The sequence below is a fragment of the Flavobacterium sp. GSB-24 genome, from assembly GCF_027924665.1.
Classification (GTDB): domain Bacteria; phylum Bacteroidota; class Bacteroidia; order Flavobacteriales; family Flavobacteriaceae; genus Flavobacterium.
Window position 1 is genome coordinate 2559303 of record NZ_AP027043.1, and the last position, 14996, is coordinate 2574298.

Annotated in this window: 10 protein-coding genes; 5 read left to right on the forward strand and 5 right to left on the reverse strand. The window is 34.6% G+C overall.

The genetic code is table 11. From position 1 onward, the window contains the following. The first annotated feature begins 290 nt into the window (after window positions 1-290). On the forward strand, window positions 291-1004 hold the full coding sequence (locus tag QMG60_RS11230; protein ID WP_057118882.1) for a hypothetical protein: 714 nt from the start codon (window positions 291-293) through the stop codon (window positions 1002-1004). Window positions 1005-1056: 52 nt separating this feature from the next. On the opposite strand, the gene QMG60_RS11235 is transcribed toward QMG60_RS11230, so the two are convergent. The 3 genes from QMG60_RS11235 to QMG60_RS11245 all read right to left on the reverse strand — a co-directional run bounded on the left by QMG60_RS11235 (window position 1057) and on the right by QMG60_RS11245 (window position 4888). Further along, window positions 1057-2319: an MFS transporter gene (locus QMG60_RS11235; protein ID WP_281867875.1), complete on the reverse strand. Its 1263-nt coding sequence runs from the start codon at window positions 2317-2319 to the stop codon at window positions 1057-1059. Window positions 2320-2335: 16 nt separating this feature from the next. After that, window positions 2336-4072 carry a thiamine pyrophosphate-dependent enzyme gene (locus tag QMG60_RS11240; RefSeq protein WP_281867876.1) on the reverse strand — a complete coding sequence of 579 codons (1737 nt, stop codon included), beginning with the start codon at window positions 4070-4072 and terminating at the stop codon, window positions 2336-2338. Window positions 4073-4360: 288 nt separating this feature from the next. Further along, the gene (locus QMG60_RS11245) at window positions 4361-4888 is read right to left on the reverse strand and encodes a hypothetical protein (protein WP_281867877.1); all 528 of its coding nucleotides are present in this window, start codon (window positions 4886-4888) and stop codon (window positions 4361-4363) included. A gap of 219 nt (window positions 4889-5107) precedes the next feature. On the opposite strand from QMG60_RS11245, the gene guaA reads away from it, so the two are divergent. The 4 genes from guaA to QMG60_RS11265 all read left to right on the forward strand — a co-directional run bounded on the left by guaA (window position 5108) and on the right by QMG60_RS11265 (window position 11190). Next, window positions 5108-6637, forward strand: coding sequence for a glutamine-hydrolyzing GMP synthase (gene guaA / locus QMG60_RS11250; RefSeq protein WP_057118875.1), 1530 nt, complete (start codon window positions 5108-5110; stop codon window positions 6635-6637). A gap of 63 nt (window positions 6638-6700) precedes the next feature. Further along, complete coding sequence (locus QMG60_RS11255; RefSeq protein WP_281867878.1) at window positions 6701-8617, forward strand: LysM peptidoglycan-binding domain-containing protein; 1917 nt, start codon at window positions 6701-6703, stop codon at window positions 8615-8617. Window positions 8618-8713: 96 nt separating this feature from the next. After that, window positions 8714-10789, forward strand: coding sequence for a LysM peptidoglycan-binding domain-containing protein (locus tag QMG60_RS11260; RefSeq protein WP_281867879.1), 2076 nt, complete (start codon window positions 8714-8716; stop codon window positions 10787-10789). Further along, window positions 10789-11190 carry an OsmC family protein gene (locus QMG60_RS11265; RefSeq protein WP_113678082.1) on the forward strand — a complete coding sequence of 134 codons (402 nt, stop codon included), beginning with the start codon at window positions 10789-10791 and terminating at the stop codon, window positions 11188-11190. Before QMG60_RS11260 ends, QMG60_RS11265 begins: the two co-directional genes overlap by 1 nt. Before the next feature lie 128 nt (window positions 11191-11318). Here the strand turns inward: QMG60_RS11265 and QMG60_RS11270 are convergent, their stop codons facing one another. Next, window positions 11319-12698 (reverse strand): Gfo/Idh/MocA family oxidoreductase, encoded by a 1380-nt coding sequence (locus QMG60_RS11270; RefSeq protein ID WP_281867880.1) that lies wholly within the window; start codon window positions 12696-12698, stop codon window positions 11319-11321. A gap of 95 nt (window positions 12699-12793) precedes the next feature. Then, on the reverse strand, window positions 12794-14977 hold the full coding sequence (locus QMG60_RS11275) for a M1 family metallopeptidase (protein ID WP_281867881.1): 2184 nt from the start codon (window positions 14975-14977) through the stop codon (window positions 12794-12796). Window positions 14978-14996: the final 19 nt, after the last annotated feature.

Below are 14996 nucleotides of genomic sequence, written 5' to 3' on the forward strand. Positions count from 1 at the left end.
AATGGTAAAATAAAGTCTTGAAGTTAAGAATAAGTTGTTAATTATCAAAATAGTAAATTTAAAGAAACTCTATATTAAAGACAGAGATATTGGAATTTGAAATTTTAGAGTTAGAAATTTATTTTAATCAAAGAGAAAAATTTTGGCAGGTTTTTTGATTCCAAAAATTAGCTTAATTTATTGTTATAAAAGTCCTAAAGTTGCAATGCCTAATTAAATTATGCTATTTTTGTGATGCTGGACTATTATTTAAGACTAATTATAAAAGCCGATTCGATAATACTTTTTCAATGAAGCACATTTTATTTTTCATATTGTTTTTTACTGCGTTGTCAGTATCAGCCCAAGCCGAATTTAATTCTAAATTCAAAGCTATTCCCGCACCAAAGTTTAGTGCAAAACCAAAAAAAATTCCAGCTCCTGAGACAAAAGATCCACAGGCAGAATTAAATGATATTCCAAGTATTAAAACCCCAAACGTTTTTGAAAATACAACGATAACTCAAAAATCTAAATTTCAGATTGGAGAAGAAAAAAGCAAATTTACCATGTCTACAGAAACCGATTTTGCCAATCCAGGCGATCGCTATGTGGCAAAAATGGAAAAAGATCTTGATAAATCTTTAAAAGATGCCGGATTGCGAGAAGGCAGAGGTGTTTTGGTGAAGAAAAACATTTCGCTGGGTGATTTTAAAACCAAATCAGAATATTTTATTGTGAAGTTCCGTGATTTTGGAGCTATTGATGGGGATTTAGTGAAAGTTTCTTCAAATGAACTTGTAGTGCGAGATCGACTTTTATTAGATTCTAATTTTCAACAAGTAAAAATTAATCTTAATCCAGGTTTTAATAAATTAGATTTCGAAGCTTTAAATATTGGAACGCTTGGGGGAAATACTGCCGAGATCCAAGTATATGACGATAAAGGCACAATGGTTACCAGTGATTACTGGGATAATCTAGCTGCCGGCTTTAAAGCTTCAATTGTAGTTACAAAAGAATAAGATAAGATCATTTTCTTGATCCTATCTTTATCTTATTGATGTTTGTTTCTTCTTATATAATAACTTTTTCAGCATCTGGTTTTTTTCCGCTGCCAGTTTCTTTTAATAGAAAACTCACTAAAATGGCTATTGTAATTCCGATAATCCAAAATAGTCCTGCCTGCTGAAAATGACTTGTTTTATCAACAGTTTCATCAAGGGTTCTGCCGAATAAGCGACTGAATAATGGACTTAAGAGCGTTGTTACACCAAAAGTTATAAAATTGATGGCTCCTGTAGCACTTCCTTTTACATTATCTGGATTAGCTTCTTTAATGATAGAATATGGAATCATAGCAGCTCCAGAAGCAACGCCTAATAAAAACATACTGTATTTTGCTGGAAGTAGATCTGGAAAATACAGCAATTGAATTAAAGCTGCAATCATAAAGACAGCACCAAATACCAAAACTGGTTTTCGTTTATTTATCTTGTCTGTAATATATCCTAACAACGGACATCCGAAAACCCAGCCAAAAGCTACCATAGCGCTCGAGATTGTTGCCGTATGAAAGTCGAAAGCACGGTCTTTTTGAAAAAAATCCACAGCCCAAGTCATTGCAAATATAGTTGTCGGCGCAAATAGCAATCCCGAAATTATACCGCAAAACCAAGATTGCGGATTGCTAAAAACGATTTTATAAGGATTTAGCAGACTTTGTTTCTTTTCTGTACTTTCTATATTTTTATCTGCGATGTTGGAAGGAGTTATAAACCAAAGTCCGAAAGCTACAATGATTGTGAAAATTCCAATCGAGAGCCAAAACGTATTGATATTCATTCCTTCTTCAATCAACGGCCCAACAACAAATTGTCCTGCAGAACCACCAAGCATTCCGAGGCATTGTGTAAATCCAATGGCTGTTGCGAGTGATTTTGCAGAAAATCCTTTACTGGCCAAATAGACACAGCCTGGAAAAGCAAAAGCGCATCCCGCACCTTGAAACAATCGGCCGACAACGCCGCTAAACTGACTGGAAATCATAAATAATAAACAGCCGATTCCTAAAATAAGTGCTCCTGCAAAAAGTGAATATTTAGCTCCAAATCGGTCCAGAGCAATTCCAGCAATTAAACTACAGGTGGAATAGGTGTAATAATAAGTGCCGACAATTTCTACTAGTCTAATTTCATTCACAGAAAAACTCTGCGAAAGTTCTGGAAACATTACTGCTGGAGCAGAACGTATTACATAATCTAAAAAATAGAAAATCAAACCAAATACCCATGCAATAACATAGTATTTGGTGTATGATTTATTGGTATTTATATCCATGATTCTTTAATTAAGCTTAAATGCCTTCTTTTAAATGTTTATAGTTGGATTTAATGGTGTCTAAAACTTCTTCCATTTTACCGCCCAGCATTAATCTTGTCATCGATTTTGCCATTCCAATTACTTGTTCCCATTCTACTTTTGGAGGCATTGCCAGCGCATTTGGATTAGTGAAAATATTTAATAAAACAGGACCATTATGGCGAAAAGCATTTTCAATTGCTCCCTGAACTTCTTCAGGTTTATGAACATTTACGCCCTGAAATCCCATTGCTTGAGCAATTAGACCAAAATCAGGATTTACCATATCTGTTTCGTTGTCGGGTAAACCGCTAACTTCCATTTCAAGTTTTACCATTCCCAAAGCACGGTTGTTGAAAACAATAATTTTGATTGGAATATTATATTGATGAATGGTTGCCAAGTCTCCTAAAAGCATAGAAAGACCGCCGTCGCCACACATGGCAATAACTTGTCTTTCAGGATGCGCCAAAGCAGCCCCAATAGCCATTGGCATCGCATTGGCCATAGAACCGTGGTTAAAAGAACCTAACATTTTTCGCTGTCCCGTTCCTTTAATGAAACGAGCTCCCCAAACACAGCTCATACCAGTATCTACGGTAAAAACTGCATCTTGATCTGCCAGTTTATCAATGATATGTGCTACATATTCGGGCTGAATGGTGTCTTCTCCGCCATTATCATTAATATAAGTATTCATGCTTTCTTTTACACTGCTGTATAATTTTAACTGCGCTTGTAAAAAACTATCATCTGTTTTTGCTTCCAAAAGCGGCAGTAAAGCTTCTATCGTATCGGCAACATCACCGCATAGACCCATATAGAGATTGGCTCTTCTTCCTAAACGTTCTGTGCTTGTGTCAATTTGAATGATTTTATTGTCTGAAGGCATGAATTTATCATAAGGAAAATCAGTTCCTAATAATAAAACCAAATGTGATTCGTGCATACTGTGATAAGCAGAAGGCTGACCGAGTAAACCTGTCATTCCTATTTCGTTAGGATTATTCGGCTGAATGCTCATTTTTCCTCTAAAAGAATATCCAACAGGAGCTTTAATATGCTGAGACAACTGCACTACTTGATCGTGTGCTTTTTCAGCTCCGATACCGCAGAACAAAGTTATTTTTGAGCTTTCATTAATAGCTTTTGCTAAATGCTGTAATTCAGTATCAGAAGGTCGGATAACAGGATTACAATGAAAATATTGAGTAGAAATATTGCTTTCAACAGCTTTTAATTCAGAAACGTCGCCAGGTAAACCAATAACAGCAACGCCTTTTTTGCCTAAAGCATGTTGTATGGCTGTTTGGATAATTCTAGGTGCTTGCTCCGCTGTCATAATCATTTGATTATAGTGGCTGCAATCGTCAAAAAGTTTAATGGTATTGGTTTCTTGGAAATAATCCATTCCCATTTCGCTGGTATTAATCGTAGAAGCAATTGCTAAAAGAGGAACATGCGAACGATGTGCATCATACAATCCATTAATTAAATGAACGTGACCGGGACCACAGCTTCCAGCGCAAACAGCAAAACCGTCTAATTCTGCTTCGGCCGCTGCAGCATACGCGCCAACTTCTTCATGTCGCACATGAATCCATTTTATTTTTCCGCTTCTGCGAATGGCATCATTAAAATGATTTAAACTATCGCCAGTAACCGCATAAACGCGTTTCACTCCAGCTTCTACCAACATATCTACTAATTGTTCGGCAACTATTTTACTCATGAGTTATATTTTAAAATTAATATTTCGAAAGTGCACATTGGTTATGGTTTACTTCTTAATAATTATATTTTAAAGTATTTTGCAGTGATCTGAAGGGGTTCTATAAAATTAAGGAAAAGATTTGGTTTTTCTAGTAGAGGTTCTAAGATACTTAGATGCTAAGATTCTAAGATTTTATTTTTCAAGTATAAAAAAAAGGTTCAAAGAAAAAAGTTTAAACCTTTTTTCTTTGAACCTTTCAGCTAAGAAACTTAGCATCTCAGCATCTCAGAACCTTAGCCTCTAAGATTAGAACGGATCCGCAGTCACTCTAAACTTCATATCTGCTTTTACGGTCACATCTTTTGTAAGGGTTTCTTTTAAGGTTACCTGAGTTCTAATTTTGTAGCTGTCTGCTTTTATGTACTGATCTAATTTTTTATCGGTGCAAATCAAATCGATTGTATTTGCACTTGCATTAATGTTTTCTTGGTAAGCTAATTCAACTTCATCAGAATTGGTTGTCGAAATATATAGATGAACCGACTTTAAAAACGTAAAAGTTTTATCGGAAGGATCAGAAATGGATAATTTAAGTGATCTGATTTTTACATCTTTGACCAAACTAGCCTTCGTTTTATTGTTTTCAAATTCAGCTGAAGAATTGGTTGTAACATCGGGAGTGATTATTTCCGAAGGTAAATTGATAGGAGATGTGCTCTTAATTTTAATAGAAGTCTCATTCGAAATATTGAAACTTAATAGATCATCAACAGCATCACAAGAAGTTAAAACTAACGATAATAATAGGGTAACGGCAACAAATTTTGATTTCATAGTTAAATTGTAATTGGGTTCTTCGTTATATACGAAATATTTTCTTTTTTAGATTTTTTTTACAGAAACTAAGTTGCTAAGGTTCTAAGGCGCTAAGTTTTTTCTTTTTTAGGTTATAAATAAAACTAAGAACCTTAGTATCTCAGAACCTTAGAACCTTTCTAAAAAAAAAATCAAAATTCCATTTTTCAATTTCGAATATAAAAAGTATTTTTGCGCATGCAACACAACGTACTTATTTTAGATTTCGGATCGCAATATACTCAACTTATTGCGCGTAGAGTTCGCGAATTAAATATATTCTGCGAAATTTTTCCTTACAATCACATTCCAAGTGATTTATCAAGTTATAAAGCCGTAATTTTAGGAGGAAGCCCTTTCTCTGTTAGAGGAGAAGACGCACCACATCCTGACTTATCGCAAATTAGAGGCAAACTTCCAATGCTTGCCGTTTGTTACGGAGCGCAGTATTTAGCGCACTTCAGCGGTGGAGAAGTAGCAGCTTCAAATACCAGAGAATATGGTAGAGCAAACTTATCTTATATTAAAGAGAATGAAACTTTTTTTGAAGGAGTTTCAGAAAACAGTCAAGTTTGGATGAGCCACAGTGATAGTATCAAAGCGCTTCCAACAAATGCTGTAAAATTAGCAAGCACGCATGATGTAGAATTTGCAGCTTACAAAATTGAAGGCGAAACTACTTATGCCATTCAATACCATCCAGAGGTTTACCATTCAACAGATGGATCAAAAATGCTGGAAAACTTTTTAGTTAAAATTGCCGAAGTTCCTCAAAACTTTACACCAAATGCTTTCGTAGAAGAAATGGTGGGAGAATTAAAAGAGAAATTAGGAAATGATAAAGTTGTTTTAGGATTATCAGGCGGTGTAGATTCTACTGTTGCTGCGGTTTTATTGCATCAGGCAATTGGTAAAAATCTTTACTGTATTTTCGTAAACAACGGTCTTTTACGTAAAAACGAGTTCCAAAATGTATTGAACCAATATAAGGGAATGGGATTAAATGTAAAAGGTGTAGATGCAGGAGATCGTTTTCTTTCTGAACTAGCAGGAATTAGTGATCCTGAAACCAAACGTAAAACTATTGGACGTGTTTTCATCGAAGTTTTTGATGACGAATCACACTTAATTGAAGACGTAAAATGGTTAGCACAAGGAACAATTTACCCAGACGTTATCGAGTCTGTTTCTGTAAAAGGACCATCTGCAACTATTAAATCGCACCATAATGTTGGTGGATTGCCAGATTATATGAAATTAAAAATTGTAGAACCACTTAGAATGTTGTTTAAAGACGAAGTTCGTAGAGTTGGAGCTACTTTAGGAATAGATCCTGAATTATTAGGAAGACACCCTTTTCCAGGACCAGGATTATCAATTAGAATTTTAGGAGATATTACTCCAGAGAAAGTACAAATTTTACAAGATGTTGATTCTGTTTTTATCGAAGGATTAAAATCTTGGGGATTGTACGACAAAGTTTGGCAGGCTGGAGCGATTTTGCTTCCGGTAAACAGTGTTGGAGTTATGGGCGATGAGCGTACTTACGAAAAAGTAGTAGCGCTTAGAGCAGTAGAATCAACAGATGGTATGACTGCTGACTGGGTTCACTTACCGTATGATTTCTTGATGAAAGTATCGAACGATATTATCAACAAGGTAAAAGGTGTGAATCGTGTAGTTTACGATATTAGTTCAAAACCACCTGCAACAATTGAGTGGGAATAGCAGCGTATTTTAAAATTAAGGTCTTACATTTGTAAGGCCTTAATTTTTTATAACCTACTATTTATGAGAGAACTTTTAACAATTTCTCTTGTCTTTATTTTGTCTTTTAACAAAATAACTGCGCAAGATTCAATTATTGAGCACAAGATTCAAAAAGGAGAAACTGCTTATTTTATTGCCCAAAAGTATAAGGTTTCTATAGATGAGATTTACAAACTCAACCCCGAATCGCAAAATGGAATCAAGGATAATCAGATTATAAAGATTCCAGTTCACAACTCCCAAACCATAATTAAAGAGCAAAGTAAAACACATATTGTTGCGCCCAAAGAAACGCTCTTCGGCTTATCTAAACAATATCATGTTTCTGTAGAAGCCATTCAAAATGCTAATCAAGAAATTCTTGCCAGCGGACTTCAAATCGGTCAAGAATTAATAATTCCTCAAAATTCAGAACATTCATCTAAGCAGGAAACTGTTGTTTCATCTAAAACCACTCATCAGGTTTTGGCTAAAGAATCTTTGTTTAGTATTGCGAGACAATACAATGTTTCGGTTCAGGATTTAGAAAACTTAAATAAAGAAATACTTCAAAACGGACTGCAGATTGGTCAGACGATTGTCATTCCAAACAAAAGAAAAACTTTAGACGGAAGAGTTCGTGTCATTAATCAAGAAACTGTTTTTCATGTGGTTGAACCAAAAGAAACAAAGTTTTCTATTGCAAAGAAATACGGAATCTCTATCGATCAGCTTGAATCTCAAAATCCAGAAATTGTAAACGGATTGGTAGTTGGCAACAAATTGGCAATTAATACAACAGCAATAAAACCAGCCAACGAAAGTGAAGAATTGATGCTGGCTTTGGCAGAAAAGCAGGTTGTGGTTGAAAAGACAAAAGCAAAAACAGTTGAGATAGATGATTTAAAAGATCGTCTTATTGTTCAGAAAGAGATGAATCAGAAAATTATAAAGATTAATGATCTGAAAGTAAATCTGAATGACATGAATGGTTCCAAAGAAAATTCGGTAGAAAAACTGCGTTTGGTATTAGAAGCCAATAAAAATGTTCAGGATATTTTAATGGCAAAATTAGATTCGTTAGTCAATTCGATGAATAATGATTTGAAAGAATTGAAGAGAATGGATATTTTAAATGTTGATGAATCAAAAAGATTGGAAAAACAATCTTCTGAGGGAATCAATAAAACCAATGAATTATCTTCTCAATTAAAGAAAGAACTGGCAGAAAATAGAAAAGCTTATGCCGGTTTGATGAATAAAGTAGAACGAATTGCAGTTGAGGAAAATCAGGAGTATAAGAAGAAAATCCGCGAAAGCGAAAAAAATAATAATGCAGCTTCTTTGCAGCAGCGTTTGTCGTTAGAAGAAATTAAACGTTATAAAATAGAGCAGGAGCAGGGTGATGCACAAAATCAGCTTTTGATTGCAAAAATTGACTCGCTCGATATTCAGAAAAAAATAGAAGTAAAAAGACACATCAGTAAAGCTGCTTATTACAGTATGGAAGCTAGAAAATTTGACGACAAGCTGGCTTTGGTTAAATTGAAAAAATATCAGGATGAAGCGGTTAAAAAACAGAATAAAAATTCTACTGCCGAAAGTTCAAAAACAATTTCATTGGAAGAAATGAAACAAGAATTGAAAGACAATCCGTTAAGAGCTGATAAAACAGTAAAAGTGGAAGTTTATGATAATCTTAAAGAAGTTTCGAATGGGTATTACTTAGTTTTGGGTATATTTACAGACGCAGTTGAGCGCGATAAGTTTATTATGAAACTCATTGATTCTGGCGATTTTAACGCTAGTTTCTTCTTTAATATTAACAGCCTTTCATACTATGTGTACAGCGATAAATTCGAAAACATGGAAGAAGTGCTTTATCAATGCAAGAAAAAAGAAGAAGATGAGTTATATAAAGAAGTCATTATTGCCAAAGTAGAAATTGATTTGAGGTAATTTTTGAACGATTAAACAAACGGCGCGAATTTTGCTTTAAGGAAAATTTGTAACTTGCTTTTAGAATTAGAAATTAAATTGTTTTTAAGCCTTATTATGAAATATTATTTAACATTATTGTCTTTTGTATTCTTTATCTCTTCAAATGCTTTTTCTCAGGAAAAGGTGGTTAAGTATAAGGTTTCCAGTGGAGAAACTATTAATCAGATTGCACAGAAGTTTAAGGTAACGCCTTTTGATATTTATCAATTAAATCCAGATGCAAGAACAGGTTTGACTCCTAATTCGGTATTGTTGATTCCGACGAAAACAGGTGAAGCCAAAAAGGAAGTTTCTGAAACAAAAGCTCCTGCAGCTTCTGGAAAAGAAGTGATTCATGAAGTGCAGCCAAAAGAAACTTTTTACAGCATTGAGAAGAAATACGGAATTTCGGACGAAGCTTTAAAAGCAGCGAATCCATTTTTAGAAAAAACAGGTGTTCAAATTGGACAAAAATTAGTCATTCCTGCTAAAGGATCTGCTCCAAAAACAGCAGCAAAACCTGCAAAAGAAAAAGGTTCAGAAAAATATGTATATCATGATGTACAGCCAAAAGAAACTAAATTTGGTATTGCAAAACAGTATAATATGACTGTGGAAGAATTAGAAAAACGCAATCCAGATATTGTTGCCAGTCTGCCAGTTGGTTATAGATTGACAATCAAAGGAAAAGCGCCGAAAACTGAAACTGCTTCAGTTGAAACAGCAAAATCTGTAGAAAGTAAAAAACCTGCTGAAACTTCTAAAAAAGCAGTGACTTACATGGAATATCAGGTAAAGCCAAAAGAAACTTTTTATAGTTTAGGAAGAGTTTTTCATTTAACGCAAGATGAATTAGTGGCATTAAATCCTTCACTTTCTGAGGGTGTAAAAGAAGGAATGGTTTTAAAAGTTCCTTCAGGATATGTGGCACCGGCTCCAATTATTGCAGCGCAGGTTCCAGTTGAAAAAACAGCTGACTCTGCAATCGACAAACCTATTGAAAGCACTGGCGGAGGAATTAAAATTATTGACAAGGTAAAATCATCTGAAAATGCTAATCCAGAAATTGTAGAGCTGAGCAAAAAAAGAGGTGCCAATGAACGTAAAAAAGTAGTTTTGTTACTGCCTTTTAATTTGGCTAAAGTACAAAGCGATACTTCTGGAACTGCAAACAGAATTAAAAACGATAAGTTCTTAAATATGACTTTAGATTTTTATTCTGGAGCGATGATGGCAATTGACTCTGCGAAAACATTGAAACTGCCAATTGATGTGGCTATATATGATTCTCAGGAAACAAAAACGACTTCAAATGTGCCTAGTTTAATTAGTAAACTTCAAGATGCTGATGCAGTTATAGGACCATTTTACCAAAATAATGCTGAATCAACAGCTAATACACTTCGTTTATATAATGTTCCTGTTATTTCTCCATTATCAAAAGACAGTGCAAACCCGATTGAGAATTTGTATCAGTCTATACCATCAAATGATGTAATTAAAAATGCTGTTTTTGATTATATGCGTTCTAAAAACGGAAATATTGTGGCTGTTGTAGATAAGAAAAAGGAATCTGTTGTTAATTATATTAAACAAAATCAGAAAGGTGTTGCATTTGCATCTTTAACTGAAACTGGAGGTCTGGATGTTGCGAATTTAAAAAGCCTTTTAATTCCAAACCGAATGAATTATGTGGTGATGGAAACGGCAAATACTGCAATGATTAAAACTACAATTAAAGCACTAATTGATTCTCAGAAAACGTGTCAGGTTCAACTGGTAATTCTAGAACCAAACAGTACATTGGATACTGATGAAATTAGTTTTGATAACTTAGTGAAATTAAAATTAATGTATCCTTCTGTAACTCGTGAAAGTGACGACCAAGCAGTTTTAATTTATGAAAAGCAATACCGTCTGAAAAACAAAATAAACCCAACTACTTATGCAACAAGAGGTTTTGATGTTACTTTTGATACGATGATGCGCTTGGTACAAGGAAAAACTTTTCAGGAAACGGCAGATTTAATGACTACACAGCAGGTAGATAATAAATTTCAATATTATAGAAAAGAAGATGGCGGACACGCTAACAAGGGTGTTTACATCTTATACTATGACAGTGACTTAACTTTAAAAGTAGCAAATTAATGACATCAAAAGTAACCTATTTAGGAGATTTAAGAACAAAATCAATTCATGTGCAGTCAGGAAGCGAAATCATTTCTGACGCACCATTAGATAATAACGGAAAAGGCGAGGCTTTTTCTCCAACAGATACAGTTGCAAATGCTTTAGCAAGCTGCATGATGACGATTATGGGAATAAAAGCCCGTGATTTAGAGGTTGATTTTGTTGGCTCTACAGCCGAAGTAACAAAAATCATGAATGCAGAACCAAGAAGAATCGGCGCAATAGAAATTGTGTTTGAAATGCAAGGCGTTGCTGATCAAAAGAATAAAACTATTTTGGAACGCGCTGCAATGACTTGTCCTGTATTCTTAAGTTTAAGCAGTGAAATCGAAAAGAATATTACTTTTAACTGGAAGTAATTTTTAAAGCAATAACTAGAGCCATCTGAATAAAATCAGGTGGCTTTTTTTTGGGATGGATAGACCTAAAATAAACAAGAGAGCACTTTTTCAATGATGCTCTCTTGCCTTCTTTAACTAACCAATATTTATTCTGAAAATTCCAATTTTTTCAATTTATTCCAGCCGCCGCGGGTGAAATCTGGAATTTCTACCGGAGCTGAATTATTATCTAATGAAATTTCAGTCAACGGACCTAAACAAGACCATTCTGCTAAATCATATACATCCATATCCAGCGGCAATCCTTTTTGCAGACAATGAATTAAACGATAGTCCATAATAAAATCCATTCCGCCGTGACCGCCTACTTTTTTTGCTTGTTCTTCGATTCCTTTTGCAATTGGATGTTTGTATTTTTCCATTAAAGCTTTTTTCACTTCTTCAGGAACAAAAGAGTGCGCGCTTAATTTTTCGTGATTTGGTTTTACATCGTCACCTAATTCTTTTCCGTCCAAAGCATAACCTTCTAACGGGTATTTATTAGCAAAACCTTTTGTACCACTCAATTGATACATTCTGCTGTACGGACGCGGAGAAGTTACATCATGCTGAATCTGAATTGTTTTTCCATTTTCAGTACGAATCATCGTCATGGTATGATCTCCGTTTCTAAAATCTTTTATTTCTTTACCTGATTTTTCTTTGATGTAAGCAGGATTTCCAACCGCTTTTGTGTCCATAGAAACCAAGAAATTCATTTTGTCACCACGATGAATGTTTAGTGCCTGACACGCTGGCCCCATTCCGTGCGTTGCGTATACGTCGCCTCTGTGTTTAATGTTGTAATCCATTCTCCAGTTGTTCCAGTATTCGCCCCAAAATGGTTGTAAACCATGAATATAAGAACCTTCTGCATGAAGAATTTCTCCAAACAAACCTTGCTGTGCCATATTTAAAGTCGTTAGTTCAAAGAAATCATAAACGCAATTTTCCAATTGCATGCAATGTTTTCTTGTTTTTTCTGAAGTGTCAATAAGTTCCCAAATTTCTTTCATGGTTAAAGCGCCAGGAACTTCAATAGCGACATGTTTTCCGTCTTTCATTGCCTGAACTCCTATAACAGCGTGATGCAGCCAGTCTGTTGCTACGTAAACTAAATCTACGTTTGGCAATGCCGTTACTTTTCTCCATGTATTTTCATCGCCGTAAAATTCTTGCGCTTTTGGGAAACCAGCTTTGGTTAAAATCTCATTTGCTTTCGACGTGTTTTCCTTAGTCATGTCGCACAACGCTACAATTTCTACACCGGGAATATGTGTCATGCGTTCTACAGCTCCGGGACCGCGCATTCCAAGGCCGATAAAAGCAACACGAACGGTCGGAATCGGGTCTGCTGCCATTCTCAGTACATCTTGCTGTCCTTTTGCTCGTGCAGGTGTTTTGGTCTTAATCATTTGTGCGGTTGCAATTGTCCATCCGAACAAAAGAAAAAGAGCTATAATAGATTTAAAAAAGGTAGTTTTCATGAGTGATTTTGTTAGATAATTTTTAAAACAACCTCTCTAATGAACCAAATTAGAGAGGTTTTCAAAAACAAAACAGATTCAAAGGATTCTAATAATTATTTTTGACTACTAAATCTTTTCATTAATGGCGTTACATGTTTTTTAGTATCGTCATCTAATGAAGCCAATGCTTTATCTGCTTCGGCTGGGGTATATTTTGTTAATCCTGTAATTCCTGCCGCAATTACGTTGTACGATTGCTCTTTAATACTTTCTTCCATCAATGCTTTATAAGAAGTATCACCAGTAGAAGCTAATTTTACAATAGCATTTGCTCTTGCAATGGTCTTTTTATCATTTTTAGCAATGTCAAGAAGTGTTTTTAAAATCTGATCTTTGGTTTGTTTTTCATTTAAATCAATTGCTTTAATACTCAGTACTCGTAAGTCTTCTTGAGGATCTTTCAAACCTTCCAATAAAATAAGTTGTGACTCCTGACTTCTGTCTTTTGAAGCAAATTTTATAGCTTCAATTCGGTTGTAATACGATGGCGCATTTTTATATTGATAAAGATAATCAGCAGAAGTTTTTTTATCTACATTCACTTCGCCAACTAGGATTTTATCTGGGTCTAAATCTATAAATTCAGGTTTTGAAGGAAGGTCAAAACTGAAACTTTGTTCTCTTTTAGTAATTAAAATATCCTTTCTTATCTTAGTTCCGTTTACGTAAAAATCAACTTTTAAAGGCAATGTAAACGTTTGCACTGCACTATCCTGAGATTGACTAATCGTAATGATAATTTTTCCGTTAGCGTATTTGTAAGTTACATCAAGAATTGGACTTCCAGCATTGTAATACCATTGATCAAAATAAGGCAGCCAGTCTTTTCCAGTTACTTCTTCCATAGACAAACGCAGCTGATGCGGTTCTCCAGATTTGTAAGCATTAGTGGTTAAATAATGATTCAATCCTTTAAAAAAGGCTTCGTCACCCATTTGGTTTTTCATGGCGTACAAAATAATCGAACCTTTAGAATAGCTGATATTATCAAACATATCGTCTGCATTTTTGTAATGAAAACGTGCTAAAATTGGACTGTCTCCATTTTTTTGTGAACGAAGATAATTCTGCAGTTTTTCATAACGAGATCTGTCTTCTGCATCTTGTCCAGCGTCGTGACCGTGCCAAAGAACTTCTCCAAATGTGGCAAAAGATTCGTTCATTGTTAAATTTGACCAAGATTCAGCAGTTACTAAATCTCCAAACCATTGATGAAAAAGTTCGTGTGCTACGGTACTTTCTTCGTTATTGTCTAATAATTCTCTTTCGGTTTTTTGTACATATCCGCCGTGAACAGTTGCAGAAGTATTTTCCATTGCACCTCCAAAAAAATCTGTTACAACAATCTGCGAATATTTTGCCCAAGGATATTCTACACCAAGCATTTTACCGTAAAAGTTCATCATATCAGGCGTTTTGCCAAAAATCTGTTTCGAAAATGGCGCATATTTAGGTTCTAAATAATAGCTGACCTCTTTTCCATTATAAGAATCTTTATAGATTTTAAAATCCCCAACCGCCATCATAAATAAATAAGGAGCGTTTGGCTGATCCATTTTCCAAATATCAGTACGAGTTCCGTTTTTATTTGCTTTTTGTGAAGTTAATTTACCGTTAGACAGCGTAGTATATTTTGATTCTACTGTCATTGCAATTTCAGAAGTTGTTTTTTGATTTGGTTTATCAATCGTAGGAAACCAGCAAGACGAAGCTTCTGTTTCTCCTTGAGTCCAAATTTGTGTTGGTTTGTCTCCTTTTCCGTCAGGATTAACAAAATACAATCCGTTTGAGTTGGTAATCGATTCGCCAGCTTTACTTTTAAGTTCTGCTGGTTTTGCGGTGTAATTAATGAAAATCGTATACTTTTCGTTGTTTTTGTACTTTCTGTTTAATTGAATTGAAAGCTGTTCGTTATCGTAAGTATATTTTAGCGGAATAGTTTTTTTTCCATCGACAATAGCAATTTCTTTAAAATCCATTCCTTTTGCATCTAAATGCAGCGAATCGGTTTCATAAAAATGAGGTTTTAGAGTAACCCATTCTTTTCCATACAAATAACGTTTTCCGTAATCAAATGAGACTTCGAGTTTGGTATGAATTAAATCATTAGTTTTTAAAGGTGTAACTCTGTAAACACTTAATTCATCTGGTTTTTCCTGTTTGTTTTGCGCTTCAATTTTTGGGCTTACAATGAAAATAAGACCCAAAAAAGTATATTTTAAAAAATGCTTTTTCATTTTATTGTTTTAAAAGTTC

Coding starts and splice junctions, on each gene's coding strand:
- QMG60_RS11245 (WP_281867877.1), bottom strand. CDS start 4,888: ATGAAATCAAAATTTGTTGCCGTTACCCTATTATTATCGTTAGTTTTA.
- QMG60_RS11260 (WP_281867879.1), top strand. CDS start 8,714: ATGAAATATTATTTAACATTATTGTCTTTTGTATTCTTTATCTCTTCA.
- QMG60_RS11270 (WP_281867880.1), bottom strand. CDS start 12,698: ATGAAAACTACCTTTTTTAAATCTATTATAGCTCTTTTTCTTTTGTTC.
- QMG60_RS11235 (WP_281867875.1), bottom strand. CDS start 2,319: ATGGATATAAATACCAATAAATCATACACCAAATACTATGTTATTGCA.
- QMG60_RS11255 (WP_281867878.1), top strand. CDS start 6,701: ATGAGAGAACTTTTAACAATTTCTCTTGTCTTTATTTTGTCTTTTAAC.
- guaA (WP_057118875.1), top strand. CDS start 5,108: ATGCAACACAACGTACTTATTTTAGATTTCGGATCGCAATATACTCAA.
- QMG60_RS11265 (WP_113678082.1), top strand. CDS start 10,789: ATGACATCAAAAGTAACCTATTTAGGAGATTTAAGAACAAAATCAATT.
- QMG60_RS11230 (WP_057118882.1), top strand. CDS start 291: ATGAAGCACATTTTATTTTTCATATTGTTTTTTACTGCGTTGTCAGTA.
- QMG60_RS11240 (WP_281867876.1), bottom strand. CDS start 4,072: ATGAGTAAAATAGTTGCCGAACAATTAGTAGATATGTTGGTAGAAGCT.
- QMG60_RS11275 (WP_281867881.1), bottom strand. CDS start 14,977: ATGAAAAAGCATTTTTTAAAATATACTTTTTTGGGTCTTATTTTCATT.